The sequence below is a fragment of the Curtobacterium sp. 'Ferrero' genome (assembly GCF_002412165.1).
Lineage (GTDB): Bacteria > Actinomycetota > Actinomycetes > Actinomycetales > Microbacteriaceae > Curtobacterium.
In genome coordinates, this window is sequence record NZ_NXIA01000005.1 from 112,996 (window position 1) to 130,479 (window position 17,484).

A 17,484-nucleotide genomic window follows, 5' to 3' on the forward strand; every position below is an offset into this window, starting at 1 on the left:
GTCGTTACTGCGCGACCTGGTCGAAGGTGTACGCCTTGGGCTGCTGCGCGGCGTGCGGGTGCTCAGCGCCGGCGTAGACCTTCAGCTTCTTGAGCTGCTCGCGACCGAGGGTGTTCTTCGGGAGCATGCCGCGGATCGCCTTCTCGACGGCGCGGGTCGGGTGCTTCTCGAGCATCTCCGGGTACGAGGTCGCCGTGAGGCCGCCCGGGTAGCCCGAGTGACGGTAGTAGACCTTCTTGGCGAGCTTGGAGCCGGTGAGGGCGACCTTGTCCGCGTTGATGATGATGACGTAGTCGCCCATGTCCATGTGCTGGGCGAAGGTCGCCTTGTGCTTGCCGCGCAGGAGCGCAGCCGCGTGGGTGGCGAGGCGGCCGAGGACGACGTCGGTCGCGTCGATGACGATCCAGTCGTGCTGGACGTCTGCCGGCTTCGGGGAGAACGTGCGAGTCACAGGTGTGCTGCTTTCGTGTCGAGGTGAGGAGTCCGTGAATCCCGCTCCGGTGGGTGTTCCGCGGACGACGCCCGTGGAACGGCCCGGTGGAGGGCTCATCTGACTGTCCGGCGCGCGTGGCGCACAGACCAAGGAGAGAGCCTACCCGACGTGTCCCCCGTTGTCGAACGCGCGCACTCCCACCCGTTCCGCTCGTGGGAAGCCGTTCCGCTCGTGGGAAGCCGTTCCGCTCGTGGTGACCCGGAAGTTCCGACCTCCTACGAGCGATCCGGCTTCCTACTGCACGTGCGATGGGTCGGAACGCGCTGCGCGCCGGACGGGAGGCGCGGCGCAGTCCCGCCCCGCGCCTCCCGTCCGGCAGTGGGCCGCGACCACGGTGGCGCTCCGGATGCAGCGACGGTCGGGCCCGAACCGCGGACCCGACCGTCACCGCACTGCCGATCAGCCGAACAGGCTCCGCAACCACGCGATCAACGCGGCGAGCGCCGCCAGCGCATCCGCGACCGCACCGCCGTGTCCGTGGCCGCCGCCGTGGCCCGGGTCGCCACCGTGACCGGGGTTCCCACCGCCCGGGGTGCCGACGCCGGGCAGGTCGATGCCGACGAGGATCGGGTCGTGGTCACTGGCTCGGTACACGTCGTCGCGGTACAGGTCCGTGACGTTGTAGTCGTGACGCGAGTACTCCAGGCCGACGGACTCCACCGAGTTGATGTTCCAGATGTCCACGCCCGTGACCGCCTTCTTGGCCGCCGGCGAGGCGAACACGTGGTCGAGCGAGCCGCTCAGGCCGCCGTACACGTACGACCACTCGGTCGGGTCCTGGGCCGGGCCGAGGTCGGTGTAGCCGGCGTCGTCGAGGACCTTCACCGGGTCCTCCTGGCTGTAGGCGTTGAAGTCACCGAGCATGAACACCTTGTCGGTACCCGACGTCTTCTGCATCGTCGCCGAGAAGGCCAGGAGCGCCTTCGACTGCGCCACGCGGGAAGCGTTCGACGCACCCTGACCGTCGCCCTGGTCGGCGTCCGCCCCCGTACCGGAGCCCTTCGACTTGAAGTGGTTCGCGATGACGAGGAACGTGTCGGCCTGCTTCGGCTTCTCGACGCCCTTGCCCTTGCCGGGCTTCGTCACGACCGGCGCGAAGGCCTGCGCCAGCGGCTGCCGGGCGTTCGCGAACGCGTCCGAACCGGTCAGGATCGTCGATCCGCCGACCGGCTGCACGCGGTCCTTCTTGTAGATGAGGGCCAGACGGATGACGTCCTCGCTGGCGGGGAGCTTCGACGGGGACTTCGCGTAGGCCCACGTGTCCTTGCCGGTCGCAGCGTTGAGGGCGGCGACGAGGGTGGCCACGGCGGCGTCGCGGTCCTGGCCGAAGCGCGCCGAGTTCTCGATCTCCTCGAGGGAGACCACGTCGGCGCCGAGCGCGTTGATCGCCCTGACGATCTTCACCTGCTGGCGGGCGAGGTCGTCCGCGTTCGCCGCACCTCTGGCGTCGCAGCCGCCGCGGACGGTGACGGGGTCGCCGTCGCGGTCGGTGTAGTACGTGCAGCCGGTGAGCTGGTCACCGGTGGTCGGGAAGTAGTTGAGCACGTTGAACCCGGCGAGCTTGACGTCGCCGCCGACGTTCTCCGGTGCCGTGGTGCGGACGTTCGAGAACGACGCCGGCAGGTCAGCGGCCGGCGTGGCGCCGGTGATCGGCGACGTCGGCTGGAACTTCCACGAGTCGTTGCGGTAGTCGAGGACGACCGGCTCGCGGAAGGTCGCGGCGGCACCGACGGTGACCGGGCCCTGGGTGAGCCACGACACCGGGATCGACTGGTTCGCGGCGCTGAGGAAGTTCGTGCTCGCCCCGTCGTCGAGCGTGACCTGGCGCGCAGCGTTGTCCGCGGTCACCGCGGCGGCCTCGGCGCTGCCCGGACGGGCGACCTCGGTCGGCTGGAGCAGGCGCTGCTTCCCAGCGGCCAGGACGATCTCGCCGTACTGGTTCGTGGTGTAGTTGTCCGCGACCGTGTAATCGCCCTGCGGCGCGATGAGCATGCTCTCGAGCGACTCCCGCTGTGCGTCGGTGCGCGGGAGGGTGAGCGTCGCCGGGACCGGCTTCGCGACGCCGTCCTCCGGCAGCTGCTCGAGGCCCGCGGCGGTCGGGACGGTGAGCTCGGTCAGGCCGTTGTACTCGGAGACCGTGCCGGTGAGGCGGACGACGTCACCGATCGCGACCTTCCCCGCGGTGGCGGTCGAGTACACGAACACCGCGTCGGACTCCGTGTGCTGCGCCAGGTCGAGCGCTCCGCCGGTGCCGGCGGTCTGGATCGTGTACCCGTTGAACCCGCCGGTCGCGTAGACCGCGGTGACGACACCGTCGGTCTGCACGGTCTTGCCGACGTACGGCGAGGTGTCGGTCGTGCCCTGGAGCTGCGCGATGGTGACCTGCTCGGCCGGGGTCGAGGGCGTCCCGGGGTCGGTCGGGTCCGTGGGGTCGGTCGGGTCGGTCGGCTGCGTCGTCTCGCCGGCCGCGTTCTCCGGGGTGACGGTGCTCGTCAGCGTGAAGTCCGCCGCGTTCGAGTCCGTGTCGGTCGTGCCCGTGCGGGTGAGCGCGTCCGGGACGGAGTTCGCGGTGCCGGTCGTGGCGACCGCGGTCTCGAACGTGTTGGACGTGCCGTAGCCGAGGAGGTCGACCACGCCCGGCGTCCCCGCCGGGACCGACCCGGTCGGCAGCGTCAGCGCGGTCGCCTGGTCGGACAGCACGAGGGTGCCGGTGGAGCCGGACGGGTTCAGGCCGGTGACGGCGTCGGCCTCGGGGAGTGCCTGGCCGTTCGACCCGTTCGAGCCCATCTGCACCAGGTACGTGCCGTGTGCGGGGACGGTGCCGGCGAGCTTGCCGACGCTCGGTGCCCCGGTGCCGGTCGCCGAGCGGTACTGCACCGACCACCCGTCGACATTGACGGGGCTGTCGGTCGGGTTCCCGAGCTCGACGAACTTGTTCGTGAACGGCTGGTTCGCGCTGCCGCCCTTGAGGTAGGCCTCCTCGATGACGAGGCCGGTGCCCGCGGTGTCGGCGGAGGCGGCGGTGACGGAGACGAGCGGGGCGGCGAGGAGCGTCGCTGCCACGGTGGTGCACAGCAGTGTGCGTCCTGCGGTCCGGGCCGGGCGGTTGCCGGTCCGGGGCAGGCGGTCTGATCGGAGCATGAGGACCTTCGGTTCGAGGTTGTCTGCCCCCGTCCAGGGGCCAGCAGCACCCTAGCGACCTGTTCAGCCCCTCAGGTTTCGATCAGGTGAATGATTGCGTCCCGCAACTTCGTCAGCGCGCGGTGCGGAACGACCGGAGCGCCGCCACCATGCGCTCCCCGAGGTAGGGCGCGAGCGACTTCGCCCAGGTGTTCGTGACGTGGCTCGTGTCCCGGTAGACGAGCACCCCGCCGATGATCGCGGGGCACACCGTGGCGGTGCAGTAGTAGTCGGTGAGGTCGATCGACGTGGCACGGCCTCCAGCTGCGGTGAACGCGGCGACGGCCTCGCGCGAGGAGTCCGTCTGGGCGAGCGCATCGGAGCGGGGGTTGTCGCAGGACCCGTCCGTCGGACCGGTCATCCGGCTGACGCACGCCAGGACGTCCCGGCGCGGCACCGGGTTGTCCCGGATCGCGATGACCGGCAGTTCGTCGCCGGCGGCCTGCGTCCACGCGTCCACGAGCCCGGCGCGGGTCGCGGCGTCGCGGACGGCACCCGCTGGCGCGTCGACGGGCATCTGCGTCGCCGAGTGCACGACGACGAGGGCGTCAGCCACCGAGCGGTGCTCCCGTACGTACGCGATCGCCTGCTGCTTCCACTGGTCGCACCCGCGCCGGGACGACGCACTGACCGCCTGCTGCTGGGCCGTGGTGAGGTAGCACCCACCGATGCCGGCGAGGTCGATGCGCCACCCGTGCTCGTCCGCGATCTGCTCGTAGGCGTCGAGGAAGCTGTTGCTGTGCGAGTCGCCGAGCACGATGAGCCGCTCCGAGTACCCCCTGGCCTTGCCGAGGACGCAGGTGCGGAACGCGCCGCTCCAGCACTTCAGCCGGTTCGGGTCCGTCTCGTCCGGCCCGGGGTTCGGGTCGTCCGCCCGCGCCGCCGCCGGTGCGGGCACCCGGACGTCCGCCAGGCGGGGGTCGACGCAGGGATCCGCCGAGTCGATGCGTGCGGCGGCGCCGAAGCACGACGCGGCCTGCTTCGCGACTCGCTTCGTCGTGGCCGCCGCCTGCACCTGCTGCGTGTGCACCACGCTCAGCGTGCTCGCGCCGAGCGCCACGACGACGAGGGTGGCGACCGCGCCGTAGTACGCCACGCCCCGGGGACGGAGGCGACGCACCGGCGCCGAGAACCGGAGCGGCTCCTCGAACCAGACGGTGGTCCCCGTCGCCAGCAGGTACGCGCCGACGAGCACGACGACCTTCCAGCCGTCGTCCATCGGCCGTCCGAGGACGAGCGGGACGATCACGACGGCGGGCCAGTGCCACAGGTACAGCGCGTAGGACACCCGTCCGGTGAACGCGACGGGTCGGGCCGTGCCGAACTCCTCGACGACGGTGCCGGCGCCGAAGAGCACGACGAGCGCCGCGGACGCGACGGGGAGCAGCGCGATCGCTCCGGGGAAGGGCATCGCGGGGGTCACGACGACGAGCGACAGCACGAGCCCCACCACGCCGATGCCGGCGCCGACGTTCCGGACGACCTCGGCCCGGACGGTCCGCACGACCGGCAGCGACACGGTCGCGACGAGCCCGCCGAGCGCGAACTCCCACGCCCGGGTGGCCGTGGAGAAGTAGGCGACACCGGCGTCCGAGTGGGTCTGCACGACGCACCACACGAAGGACACCACGCCGACGACCGCGAGCAGGACGCGGGCGGCGACGACCGGACGGCCGCCCCGGGTCCCCACCGCACCGCGCCGGGGCCCGACACCGCGCTGCGGCCCCACACCGCGCTGCGGCCCCACGCCACGTCGCGGTCCGATCCCCCGCCGGGACCCGACGCCCAGCCCGGCAGCGGCGCCGCGACCCGGTCCGGCGAACCGCGCCAGGGCCGCGACCCCGATGAGCAGCAGCGGCAGGGCGATGTAGAACTGCTCCTCGACCGACAGCGACCAGAAGTGCTGGAACGGCGACGGCGCCTCGTCGGCGGACAGGTAGTCGACCGAGCTCGCGGCGAGCGCCCAGTTCTGCACGTACACGGTGGAGGCGATGAGCTCCTGGCCGTACTGTGTCCACAGCGTGTTCGGTACGGCGAGGACGACGGCGGCACCCGTGGCGGCGATCGTCAGGAAGGCGGTCGGGAGCAGCCGTTTCGCACGGCGGGCCCAGAACTGCCCGAGCCGGATCCGGCCCTCCGCGAGCTGCTCGCGCAGCAGGTGACCGGTGATCAGGTACCCCGAGATGACGAAGAACACGTCGACGCCCACGAACCCGCCGGGCAGCGCGTGCGGCCAGAGGTGGTAGACGACGACCGCCAGCACCGCGAACGCGCGCAGTGCCTGGATGTCCCACCGGGTGGTGTCGCGCGCACGGTGCGCCGGCACGTGGCCTCCCCCGGTTCCAGTCACCGGACGAGTCTACGAGACCGCCAGGCCGGTCCGCCGAGCCCCCACAGTGGCGCCGGCGCGCCCGCGCACCGGCACGCGCCGGTCAGCGGAGGGCGACCCACCCGTCCCCGGCGCGCCGCACCGCGGGCCCGTGACCGGGCAGGACCGTCCCCGGCACCGGCAGGGCACGGGCGGACTCGAGCGCCCGGTCCTGGTCGCCCGTGAAGAACGGTGTGATCATCCGCGGCCGGGGCGACCACGACCCTGGTTGCGTGTCGTGGTGCGAGACGACGGCGTCGCCGGTCACGAGCGCGTCGGCGGCGGGGAGCAGGTACGCCGTCGACCCCGCGGTGTGTCCGGGAGCCGGCATCGGCGTGATCGCCCGCCCGTCGAAGTCCGCCGCGGTGAACGCCCGGACGCTCGGCACGGTCGTCGGGCGCAGCGCGTCGGCACGGACCGCCTGCACGAGCCACCGGAGCACGCGGGGCGCTGCGAGCCGGCCGCCGATCTCGGCCGGCGTCACCTGCTCGCGCTGCGGGCCGCGGACGTTGTCGAGCTCGTCGGCGTGCGCGAGGACCTCGACGTGCGGGTACCGCGCGAGGATGCCCGGGATCCCGCCGACGTGGTCGACGTGCCCGTGCGTGACGTACACCCGTCGCAGGTCGGCCGGGTCGTGCCCGGCGTCGCGGACGGTGTCGAGCACGAGGTCGGTGTCGGCCGGGTACCCCGCGTCGACGAGGGCGACGCCGTCCTCCTCGGCGAGCACGACCCAGTTCGACACCGGGCCCTCGACGAACACCACGCTGGGCGCGACGGGGACGACGGAGCGGGGTGCACGGGAGCTCATGCCCCGACGCGCCCGCCGTCACCCTCGGGAGCCCGGCGGGCGCGGGTGCGGGCCGCGCGGGCGGCGAGGTCGGCGTCCGCCGGGTACCCCACCTCGGTGAGCGTCAGCCCCTTCGCGGGCGCGACCTTGAACGCGCTCGTGCGCGTCTCGGCACGGCGGAGCTCCTCGAGCCGGTCCGGGCCGAAGCGGCCCTCGCCCACGGCGATGGTCGCGCCCACCATGGCGCGGACCATCGAGTGGCAGAAGGCGTCGGCCTGGAGGCTCGCCACCAGTGTGCCGTCCGGCTCGCGGTCCCAGCGGAACTCCTGCAGCGTCCGGATCGTGGTCGCGCCCTCGCGCGGCTTGCAGAAGGTCGCGAAGTCGTGCAGCCCGAGCAACGTCAGCGCACCGCGCTCCATCGCCGCCGGGTCCAGGCGCGCCGCGTGCCAGACGGTGTGCCCCCGCCGTCGTGGGTCGCGCGGGGCGTCGGCGTCCGCGATCCGGTACTGGTAGCGCCGCCACAGCGGGGAGAACCGGGCGTCGAACCCGTCCGGCGCGACCGTGGCCCGCGTGACCACGACGTCGCCCTCGGGTGCCGCGATCCCGTTGATGCGCTTGACGAGCCCGTCGAGCGGTGAGCGTCCGGTCGACCCGCGCTTCGCCAGCAGCGCCGACCACTGCTCGGGTGCGAGGTCGAGGTGGGCGACCTGTCCGGTGGCGTGCACCCCCGCGTCGGTCCGGCCGGCCACGGTGAGCAGCGGTGGCTCACCCCAGCGCGTGAACACCGTGGCGAGGGCGGTCTCGAGCGCACCCTGCACGGTGCGCAACCCGGGCTGCCGGGCCCACCCGGAGAACGCGGCGCCGTCGTAGGCGAGGTCGAGCCGGAGCCGCACGCCGTCCGGCGCCGCGCCCGTCCCGCCGGCACCCGTCCCGCCGGCACCCGTCCCGCCAGCACCTGTCTCAGCAGCGCCCGTCTCAGCAGCGCCCGTTCCACCAGTGCCCGTCTCGACCACGCGACCACCGTACCGGGGCCGCACCGCGCCTCCCGGCCGCCCCCGCGCATCCGTGCCCGACCGTCGCCGACGTGCCGATCCGTCGCCGACCTGCCGATCCGTCGCTGACGTGTCGACCGCCACGGTGACAGCGGCACGTCAGAGCCGCGTGAGCGGCACCCGGCAGCATCGCTCCTGCCATCGACGACCGACGCACCACCGATGACCGACGCACCACCGATGACCGACGCACCACCGATGACCGACGCACCACCGATGAAAGGACCAGCGATGACCACGACACCCCTCGCGGTGGAGGCCTCCGGCCTCGTGAAGACCTTCGGGACGAACCGAGCCGTGGACGGTGTCGACCTCCGTGTGGAGGCCGGCACGGTCTACGGCGTGCTCGGCCCGAACGGCGCGGGCAAGACCACCACCATCTCGATGCTCGCCACCCTGCTCGCGCCGGACGCCGGCGAGGCCCGCGTCTTCGGGCACGACGTCCGACGCGAGGCACAGACCGTCCGGTCGCTGATCGGCGTGACCGGCCAGTACGCCAGCGTCGACGAGACCCTCAGCGCCACCGAGAACCTCGTCATCTTCTCGCGGCTGCTCGGACTGTCCCGCCGGGACGCCCGGGCGAAGTCGTCCGAGCTGCTCGAGCGGTTCGGGCTGACCGAGGCGGCTTCGCGCCCGCTCAAGGCGTTCTCCGGCGGCATGCGTCGCCGGCTCGACCTCGCCGCCAGTCTCATCGCGCAGCCGCCGCTGATCTTCCTCGACGAGCCGACGACGGGCCTCGACCCCCGGACCCGCGCGCAGATGTGGGACACCATCCGCGAACTGGTGGCGACCGGCTCGACCGTGCTCCTCACCACGCAGTACCTCGACGAGGCCGACCAGCTCGCCGACCGGATCGCCGTGATCGACCACGGCCGTGTGGTGGCGGAGGGCACCGGCGACGAGCTGAAGGCGTCGATCGGGACCGCCTCGCTGCAACTCCGTCTGACAGACCCGGGGCGGCTCGACACCGCGCGCACGATCGTCCGTTCCGCGCTCGGTGTCGAGGCCGTCGCCAGCCCGGAGGGTTCCCGCCTGACGGCCCCCATGACCGACCCCGACCGCGTGACCGACCTCCTGGTGGCGTTCCGCGAGGCCGGGGTCTCCCTCGCCGAGATGAGCGTGCAGAAGCCGACGCTCGACGAGGTCTTCCTGCAGATCACCGGTGCGCCCGCGTCCGGAGCCGACGACGCCGAAAGCGACGCGCGCGACCCGAAGTCCACCACGAGCGAGCTCGAAGGGAGCCTCGCATGACCACCATCGCCCCCACCCCGACCACCGCCCAGCCCCGGGTGACGCCGCGGCCCGGCGTCGGCACGAGCGGTCTGGCCGCCACCGTCCGACAGTCGTTCACGATGGCGTACCGCGGCCTCGTGAAGATCCGCCGCACCCCTGAGCAGCTGTTCGACGTGACGCTCATGCCGATCGTCTTCACCGTCATCTTCACCTACATCTTCGGCGGCGCGATCTCCGGCGACATCGGCAGCTACCTGCCCGTGATCATCCCCGGCATCCTGGTGCAGACGAACATCACGTCGTCGATCGTCACCGGTGTGCAACTCCGCGAGGACATGGACAAGGGCGTCTTCGACCGCTTCAAGTCCCTGCCGATCGCCCGCATCGCCCCGCTCGCCGGAGCGCTCCTCGCCGACACCGTCCGGTACGCGATCGCAACCACCATCACCTTCACGGTCGGGATCATCATGGGCCTGCGTCCCGCCGGCGGGCCGGCCGCCGTGGTGCTCGCCGGGCTCCTCGTCATCGCGGTGGCGTGGGCGATCAGCTGGATCTTCGCCTACTTCGGCGTGATCGCCCGGACAGCGTCGAGCGTCTCCGGCATCGCGAACCTCGTGCTGTTCCCGCTGACGTTCCTGTCGAACGCGTTCGTCCCCGTCGACACGCTGCCGAGCTGGCTCCGCTGGTTCACCGAGGTCAACCCGGTCTCGCACCTCATCACGGCGGTGCGCGACCTCGTCAACCACGGTGCCGTGACCGGCGACCTCTGGATCAGCCTGCTCGGAGCAGCGATCGTCGTCGCCGTGTTCGCACCGCTCACGGTGCGGTCGTACATGCGGAAGGCGTGACGGCCGGCTCCGCGTCCAGCCACCGCTCCTCGAGGAGCACCCGCGCCGCCGCCACGGCCGCGTCCCGGTCCCAGCCGGACGCGGCCGTCTCGGCGTCCGCCAGGGCGTCCGCACCGACGGTCGCGGCGAGCAGGGGCCGGAGCCGAGCGTGGGCGAGCACGGCGAGGTCCTGGCGCGCCCCCAGCCGGACCGCGAGGGCCCAGCACCGCGCGGCACGTCCGTCGTCGCCGCTCCGCGCTGCCGCGAGCGCGAGTCCGGCGAGCGCCGTCCCGACGACCGGCAGGTCCACCCACCAGGGTCGGACGCGGAGCAGGGCGAGCGAGGCGACACGGATGCGGCGCACGACGGTCGCCGTGTCGGACGGGAGGCCCGGCTCGGCCCCGGCACGCTCGCTCGCCTCCAGCGGTCCCCCGGTCGCGGCGGGCTCCTGGAACGCGGCGGGCCCCTGGGTCTCGTCGTGCGACTGGGTCTCGTCGTGCGACTGGGTCTCGTCGTGCGCCGCCAGGCGGGCGGCGCCCGCCATCAGCCACCAGTTCGGCATCGGTCCCCGGTGGGTCGTCGCCAGGTCCCACGCCGCCGTGTAGCGCTCGGTCGCACCGACCAGGTCGCCCTCGGTACGCAGGCACTCGGCCTCGATCGCCAGGGCGAGGACGGCGACCTGTGACCGCTGCGCGTCGGGCCCCCCGCGCAGCTCGACCGGACGGTGCTGCAGGTCGGCAGCCACCGCACGTGCACGACGGACGTCCCCGGTCGCCGCGGCGCACAGGCCGACCGACCACCCGATCTCGTACAGGTCGTCGTCGGCGCCGAGCCGTTCGAGGCGGGCACGGGCACGCTCAGCGGTCGCGAGTGCCTCGTCGTACCGCCCGGACTGGGTCAGCAGCTGTGTCGTGGTCACCGCCGAGGTGCCCGTCGTCCAGGCGTCGCCCGTGCGCTCGGCCAGCCGCACGGCGTCGGAGGCGTAGCGGAGTGCCGCGGCCGGGTCGCCGTCGTTCTCGGCGAGCGGGGCGCTGAGGAGCGCCGCGATGCAGGCCACACCGTCGTCGGGATCGCCGCGGAACCGGTCGAGGAGCGCCTGGAGCCGACCGGGACGCCCGATCGCCAGGAACAGCTCCGCGAGCGCGTCGACGACCGGGAACCCGGACCACGCGATCCGGGTGGTGCGCCGGAGCGTGGACCGCGCGACGGCCGAGGTGCGTCGGTCCTCGAACGCCGACGCGACACCGGAGACGACGAGTCCGATCTGGGTCGCCGCCCGGTCGCGGTCCGTCGTCGGGGCCGAGCGGAGCAGCGCGACGACGTCCGGCGCCACTCCCGTGATCTCGCCCTGGGTGCCGCGCAGGGTCCAGTAGGCGCAGAGCGCGGCGAACACCTGGGCGGTCGCGGGGACGTCGCCGGCGCGGAGGGCCCAGCGGAGCATCGTCACGAGGTTGTCGGCCTCCCGCCGGACCTCGTGGAAGCGTTCGAGCTGCGTGTCGCCGGAGATGGTGAAGAGGTTGCGCTCGGCACCGAACCGCCGTGCCCAGTCGACCATGGCCGCGCGGACGGCCTCGACCTGGCCGCGCTCGGCGAGCCGCGCGGCGCCGAACTCGCGGACGGTCTCGAGCAGCCGGTAGCGCACCGGCGCGCCCTCGTCCTCGACGAGCTGGACGAGTGACTGCTCCACCAGTTCGGCGAGGTCGTCGAGCGTCCCGACGTCGTCGCGCTCGGCCCCACCGGCTCGGGCGACCGCCTCGACGGCGTCGACGGAGAGCCCGTCGGGGAACAGCGCCAGTCGCGGCAGCAGGTCCTGTGCACCGCCGTCGAGCAGCCGCCAACTCCACTCGATCACCGCGAGCAGCGTGCGGTGCCGTTCGGGCGCGGTCCGGTCACCGCCGCGGAGGAGCGCGAACCGGTCGTCCAGTCGGCGCTCGATCTCGTCGGTGCTCATGCCGCGGATCCGTGCCGCGGCCAGCTCGATCGCGAGCGGCGAGCCGTCCAGGCGGGTGCAGATGCGACGGACGGCGTCGACCGGCAGGACCGCTCCCGGTCGGGCCGCCCTGGCGCGCTCGGTGAACAGGCGGACGGCGGCACCGTCGGCCTCGACGGGCAGTGGTGCGAGCGGGGCGACCACCTCGCCGGCGATCGCGAGCGGCGCCCGCGAGGTCGTCAGGACCCGGAGGTCGGGCGCGGCCGCGAGCAGGTCGGCCGTCAGCGACGCGACCGGCCCCACGAGGTGCTCGCAGTTGTCGAGCACGAGCACGGTCGGTCGGTCCGACAGCGCCCGGACGACCCGGCCGTGCAGATCGGACACGACGGCGTCCCGGAGCGAGCGCGCGCCGCGGACCTCGGCGATGCCGAGGACGGCACCCAGGGCGGGGACGACGTCCTCCGCCGCGGTGATCGGGGCGAGCTCGAGGACGACCACCGAGGTGTCGGCCGGCACGTCGGCGGCGACGGCCTGGGCGAGCCGCGTCTTGCCGAGGCCGCCGGCGCCGAGGATCGTGACCAGCCGGTTGGCGGCCAGCAGCCCGGTGACGGCGGCGAGGTCGTCCTCGCGCCCGACGAGCGTGTTCGCGGCGGCGCGCAGCCCGACCCGGCGCGGCTGTGCGCTGTCGTTCGCGGATCGACGGAGCAGCTCGGCGTTGAGCCGGACCAGGTCCGCCGAGGGGTCGGCGCCGAGGTCGTCGACGAGCCGCTGCCGGTGCGCCGCGAACACCGCGACCGCCTCGGGGGCCCGGCCGGCTGCGTCGAGGGCGCGCATCCAGCCGCCGACCGCCAGCTCGTCGAAGGGGTCCGCTCCGGCCTCCGCTGCCCAGACGGCGACGGCGTCCTCGGGCCGTCCGGCCGCGACGAGCCCGGACGCCAGCGCCCGTCGCAGCGTCCGGCGGACCGTCGTCGCCCGCTCGGCGAGTGTGGTGCCGAGGTCGCCCTCGACGTCGTCCCCGGGGGTGCCCCGCCACCGGTCCAGGGCGTCCCGGACCACCCCGACGTCCGGGAGCGCGTCGACGGCGGAGGGCGTACCCGCGACCCGTTCGGCGTGGAGCAGGTCGACCTCGTCCGGGAGGCACCCGAGCATGTACCCGGTCGCGGTCGAGACGACGATTCCCTCCGCCGTGCTCCGGCGCAAGCGCGACACCAGGGTCTGCAGGGCGGCTCGTGAACCCGGTGCTGCGTCGGACGGCCACAGTTCGTCGACGAGCGCGCCCGTCGACATCGCCTGTCCGCGGGCGAGGACCAGCGCGGTGAGGAACGCCCGTGCGAGCGCGCCCGTCACCGGCGCGAGCGCACCGTCCGGCCCTGCGGCCAGGACGGGACCGAGCACGGCGATGCGGGGCGGCGAGGTCACCTCGTGAGTCTACGGAGCAGGAGTCGGCGTGGCAGCGGCCGGCGTGGCACCGTTCAGCGGCGGCCCGGGCGTCGTGCCTGGCCGAACGGCCCCGTCTCGGTGTCGACGTCCTCCGTCGCACGTCGCTCGGACTCCAGCACGCCGCGCAGGGCGATGACCGCACTGGCCGTCACGGCCACGTGCGACGGGTTCGACCGGCTGGCGTCGAGGGCCTGCTCGAGGGTCCGGAGTGCTTCGTCGCCCTCGTCGTCCGGGCAGTCGCCGCGCACGACGCACGCGACCTGCCGCAGCGCCGCTGCGAGGGGTTCGGCGAAGGCGGCGTCAGGGCGACCGATGGCGTCCGCGACCGGACCCGACCGCGCCACGAGCTCGGTGAGGTCCGTCGTGTACCAGGCGACGCGTTCGAGCGCCCGGAACCGCGCACCGTCCGTCGAGAGCCGTGCCCGCGAGCCGCGCAGCACTCCGCGTGGGTTCATCCGACGGCTCTCCTGCGCCACGGAGACCCGGTCGCGCACGTCGGCGATCGCACGGTCGAGGCGTTCCTGCTGCCGGTCCCACGCCCGCGTGTCCGGTTCGCCGTCGACCAGGACGTCAGCCAGGTCGTCGAGGTGCTGGGCGAGCACCCGGTTGACCTCGTCGATGCGGCGCTCGGCGTCCCAGAAGTGCAGCGGCGGGAACACGAGGAAGTTGACCGCCAGGCCGATCGCGATCCCCACGGCCATCTGGACGACGTAGCCGAACGAGTACCCCTCGGCGTTCCGCCCACCGATGAGCAGCACGAAGAGCGCGACCATCGGCACCCAGGAGTGACCCTCCCCGAGCACCCGGAACCCGCTGACGAGCACCCCGAGACCGACCGCGAGCGCGACGCCGATGATGCCCGGTGCGCCGACGAGCATCGCGGTGCCGGCGATGAGCACCCCGAGCACGATCCCGACCAGGGTCTGCACCCCGGAGCGGATGCCGGCGAACACCGTCGTCCGCATCGCGACGATCGCGCCGAGGGGTGCGTAGTAGGGGTAGTCGCCCGCGACCCCGGGCACGTGCCGCGCCACGAACCAGGCGATCGACGCCGCGCCGGCCGCTTTCGCCGCGAGCAGCAGCCGTGGCTGCGTCCCCGAGTCGCGGCTCCACCGCCAGATGCGCCGTCCCGCGCCCGTGATCCGTTCCGCTCGTGCCATGGCAGCGGTGACGCTACGGGCCCGCGCCTGGGAGCGGTGTCCTGACGATCCGCGGAGCGCAGGGGCCGGACACGAGGAAGCCCCCGCGACGATCGTCGCGGGGGCTTCCTCGTGGTGGTGCGGGTGACTACTTGGCGTCGTCGGCCTTGGTGGCGGCGTCGTCCTCGACCTCGGCGGCAGCCGCGGTCTCGGTCTCGGCCTCGACCGGGGCGGACTCCTCGGTGGTCTCGGTCGACTCGACCGGGGCCTCCTCGGTCGTCGACTCCTCGGCGGCCGGCTCCTCGACGGGAGCGGCGGCGGCCGGGGCCGCGTCGCGCTTGACCGGGGCGGGCTTGCCCGACACCGGCTCGAGGACGAGCTCGATCGCCGCGAGGGGAGCGTTGTCGCCCTTGCGGAAGCCGAGCTTCGTGATGCGGGTGTAGCCGCCCTGACGGTCCTCGACCTGCGGGGCGATCTCGGTGAACAGCGTGTGCACGACGGACTTGTCGCGGAGGACGCTGATCACGCGACGACGGGCGTGCAGGTCGCCGCGCTTCGCGAACGTGATGAGCCGCTCGGCGAGGGGGCGGAGGCGCTTGGCCTTCGTCTCCGTCGTCGTGATGCGACCGTGCGTGAAGAGGGCGTTGGCGAGGTTGCTCAGGAGCAGGCGCTCGTGGGCGGGACCGCCACCGAGGCGGGGGCCCTTGGTGGGCTTCGGCATGTCAGTTCTCCAGTGGTGAAAGTGGTGCGCGCGTCAGCGCGCGTGCGCGTTCGCGCGAGGTCAGTTGGACTCGTCCTCGTCGTACCCGCTGTAGAAGTGGGCGCCGTCGAATCCGGGGACGGTGTCCTTGAGGGACAGGCCGAGCTCGGTGAGCTTGTCCTTGACCTCGTCCACCGACTTCTGACCGAAGTTGCGGATGTTCATGAGCTGCGTCTCCGACAGGGCGACGAGCTCGGACACCGTGTTGATGCCCTCCCGCTTGAGGCAGTTGTAGCTGCGGACCGACAGGTCGAGGTCCTCGATCGGGGTCTGCAGCTCGTTCGAGAGCACCGCGTCGACCGGCGCGGGGCCGATCTCGATGCCCTCGGCCGCCGTGTTCAGCTCGCGAGCGAGACCGAACAGCTCGACCAGCGTGCGGCCGGCCGACGCGATGGCGTCGCGCGGCGAGATCGCCGGCTTCGTCTCGACGTCGACGACCAGGCGGTCGAAGTCCGTGCGCTCACCGGCACGTGTCGCCTCGACGCGGTAGGTGACCTTGAGGACCGGCGAGTAGATCGAGTCGATCGGGATCTGCCCGGCCTCGGAGAACTCGGACCGGTTCTGCGTCGCCGACACGTAGCCGCGGCCACGCTCGATCGTGAGCTCGAGCTCGAAGCGCGCGGTGTCGTTCAGGGTCGCGATGACGAGGTCCGGGTTGTGGATCTCGACACCGGCCGGCGCGGAGATGTCCGCCGCGGTGACCTGACCGGCACCCTGCTTGCGCAGGTACGCGGTGATCGGCTCGTCGTGCTCGCTGGAGACGACGAGGCTCTTGATGTTGAGGATGATCTCGGTGACGTCCTCCTTGACACCGGGCACGGTGCTGAACTCGTGGAGGACGCCGTCGATGCGGATGCTGGTGACGGCCGCGCCGGGGATCGAGGAGAGGAGCGTGCGGCGCAGCGAGTTGCCGAGGGTGTAACCGAAGCCCGGCTCGAGCGGCTCGATGACGAAGCGCGAGCGGTACTCGGAGATCGACTCCTCGGTCAGGGTGGGGCGCTGTGCAATGAGCACTGTGGGATTCCTTTCGGCGGAGTGTCCGCTATATGACACTCGGCGGTACGACGGGGCCGACCGGGCCCCGACGGGTCTGTTGAGTTGTGATCACGCGCAGCGACGAACCCGGAGGGCTCGTCGTACGCGATCGAACGACCAGGAATGGCCGGCCCCGCTCGCCCCGGTCAGGGGACGAGCGGGGAACGGCCGGTTGCTCCTCGCGTCAGACGCGGCGACGCTTCGGCGGGCGGCACCCGTTGTGCGCCTGCGGCGTGACGTCGTTGATCGAACCGACCTCGAGGCCGGCGGCCTGGAGCGAACGGATCGCGGTCTCGCGGCCCGAACCCGGACCCTTCACGAAGACGTCGACCTTCTTGACGCCGTGCTCCTGCGCCTGACGCGCGGCGGACTCGGCGGCGAGCTGCGCCGCGAACGGCGTCGACTTGCGCGAACCCTTGAAGCCGACGGCACCCGAGGACGCCCAGCTGAGGACGGCACCCGACGGGTCGGTGATGCTGACGATCGTGTTGTTGAACGTGCTCTTGATGTGGGCCTGGCCCACGGCGACGTTCTTCTTCTCCTTGCGACGCGGCTTGCGCGCGGCAGTCTTGGGGGTAGCCATGATGATCTCCTATCGGGCCTTCTTCTTGCCTGCCACGGTGCGCTTCGGTCCCTTGCGGGTACGCGCGTTGGTCTTGGTGCGCTGACCACGCACCGGGAGACCACGACGGTGGCGGAGACCCTCGTAGCTACCGATCTCGACCTTGCGGCGGATGTCGGCGGCGACCTCACGGCGGAGGTCACCCTCGACCTTGAAGTTGCCCTCGATGTAGTCGCGGAGGGCGACGAGCTGGTCGTCGGTGAGGTCCTTGACGCGGATGTCGCCCGAGATGCCGGTCTCGGCGAGTGCCTGGACGGACCGGGTACGGCCGACGCCGTAGATGTAGGTGAGTGCGATCTCCACGCGCTTCTCGCGCGGGATGTCGACGCCTGCTAGACGTGCCATGTGCTGGCTGCTCCTGTGGTTGGTGGAGGTGTGGCGCAGTACCGGTGCCCGGGCCTCCTCCCCGAGGTGTCCCCCGCGGCCGGAGCCGCGGGTTCTGGTACTGCGTGTTCGGTGTTGAGTTGTGGGTCCTGCTGGGAGCTCAGCCCTGGCGCTGCTTGTGGCGCGGGTTGCTCTTGCAGATCACCATGACGCGGCCCTTCCGGCGGATCACTCGGCAGTGCTCGCAGATGGGCTTGACGCTGGGGTTGACCTTCATGGTTGCTTCCTGTTGCT

14 protein-coding genes are annotated in these 17,484 nt (G+C 72.6%); 2 read left to right on the plus strand and 12 right to left on the minus strand.

Annotation, left to right across the window (positions count from 1 at the left end):
• Positions 1-4 precede the first annotated feature (4 nt).
• The 5 genes from rplM to truA all read right to left on the minus strand — a co-directional run bounded on the left by rplM (position 5) and on the right by truA (position 7,721).
• Positions 5-451, minus strand: coding sequence for a 50S ribosomal protein L13 (gene rplM, locus Csp2054_RS07010; RefSeq protein WP_022904636.1), 447 nt, complete (start codon positions 449-451; stop codon positions 5-7).
• A gap of 441 nt (positions 452-892) precedes the next feature.
• A complete protein-coding gene (locus Csp2054_RS07015) occupies positions 893-3,556 on the minus strand; it encodes an ExeM/NucH family extracellular endonuclease (protein ID WP_255252648.1) in 2,664 nt (887 codons plus the stop codon).
• Between the two features lie 190 nt (positions 3,557-3,746).
• Positions 3,747-6,023, minus strand: coding sequence for an acyltransferase family protein (locus Csp2054_RS07020; protein WP_096898593.1), 2,277 nt, complete (start codon positions 6,021-6,023; stop codon positions 3,747-3,749).
• 82 nt (positions 6,024-6,105) lie between these two features.
• Positions 6,106-6,849: an MBL fold metallo-hydrolase gene (locus Csp2054_RS07025; RefSeq protein WP_096898594.1), complete on the minus strand. Its 744-nt coding sequence runs from the start codon at positions 6,847-6,849 to the stop codon at positions 6,106-6,108.
• Entirely contained in the window at positions 6,846-7,721 is an 876-nt protein-coding gene (truA, locus tag Csp2054_RS07030) for a tRNA pseudouridine(38-40) synthase TruA (protein WP_096898595.1), read from the minus strand. Before truA ends, Csp2054_RS07025 begins: the two co-directional genes overlap by 4 nt.
• 390 nt (positions 7,722-8,111) lie before the next feature.
• Between truA and Csp2054_RS07040 the strand changes: the two genes are divergently transcribed.
• Together Csp2054_RS07040 and Csp2054_RS07045 are read left to right on the plus strand one after the other, a co-directional pair.
• Positions 8,112-9,131 carry an ATP-binding cassette domain-containing protein gene (locus Csp2054_RS07040; RefSeq protein WP_096898597.1) on the plus strand — a complete coding sequence of 340 codons (1,020 nt, stop codon included), beginning with the start codon at positions 8,112-8,114 and terminating at the stop codon, positions 9,129-9,131.
• On the plus strand, positions 9,128-9,961 hold the full coding sequence (locus tag Csp2054_RS07045; RefSeq protein ID WP_096898598.1) for an ABC transporter permease: 834 nt from the start codon (positions 9,128-9,130) through the stop codon (positions 9,959-9,961). Before Csp2054_RS07040 ends, Csp2054_RS07045 begins: the two co-directional genes overlap by 4 nt.
• Here Csp2054_RS07045 and Csp2054_RS07050 read toward each other — a convergent pair.
• The 7 genes from Csp2054_RS07050 to rpmJ all read right to left on the minus strand — a co-directional run bounded on the left by Csp2054_RS07050 (position 9,930) and on the right by rpmJ (position 17,467).
• Positions 9,930-13,289, minus strand: a complete 3,360-nt coding sequence (locus tag Csp2054_RS07050; protein WP_096898599.1) for a BTAD domain-containing putative transcriptional regulator — start codon at positions 13,287-13,289, stop codon at positions 9,930-9,932. The genes Csp2054_RS07045 and Csp2054_RS07050 overlap by 32 nt on opposite strands.
• A 53-nt stretch (positions 13,290-13,342) precedes the next feature.
• Positions 13,343-14,470: an FUSC family protein gene (locus Csp2054_RS07055; RefSeq protein WP_096898600.1), complete on the minus strand. Its 1,128-nt coding sequence runs from the start codon at positions 14,468-14,470 to the stop codon at positions 13,343-13,345.
• Positions 14,471-14,597: 127 nt separating this feature from the next.
• Positions 14,598-15,170 carry a 50S ribosomal protein L17 gene (rplQ, locus tag Csp2054_RS07060; RefSeq protein ID WP_096898601.1) on the minus strand — a complete coding sequence of 191 codons (573 nt, stop codon included), beginning with the start codon at positions 15,168-15,170 and terminating at the stop codon, positions 14,598-14,600.
• A gap of 60 nt (positions 15,171-15,230) precedes the next feature.
• Positions 15,231-16,223 (minus strand): DNA-directed RNA polymerase subunit alpha, encoded by a 993-nt coding sequence (locus Csp2054_RS07065; protein ID WP_058742348.1) that lies wholly within the window; start codon positions 16,221-16,223, stop codon positions 15,231-15,233.
• Positions 16,224-16,428: 205 nt separating this feature from the next.
• Entirely contained in the window at positions 16,429-16,827 is a 399-nt protein-coding gene (rpsK, locus tag Csp2054_RS07070; RefSeq protein ID WP_017885507.1) for a 30S ribosomal protein S11, read from the minus strand.
• A 9-nt stretch (positions 16,828-16,836) separates the two neighbouring features.
• Positions 16,837-17,211 carry a 30S ribosomal protein S13 gene (gene rpsM, locus Csp2054_RS07075; RefSeq protein ID WP_058725393.1) on the minus strand — a complete coding sequence of 125 codons (375 nt, stop codon included), beginning with the start codon at positions 17,209-17,211 and terminating at the stop codon, positions 16,837-16,839.
• 139 nt (positions 17,212-17,350) lie between these two features.
• Positions 17,351-17,467 carry a 50S ribosomal protein L36 gene (gene rpmJ / locus Csp2054_RS07080; protein WP_022903266.1) on the minus strand — a complete coding sequence of 39 codons (117 nt, stop codon included), beginning with the start codon at positions 17,465-17,467 and terminating at the stop codon, positions 17,351-17,353.
• Positions 17,468-17,484 lie beyond the last annotated feature (17 nt).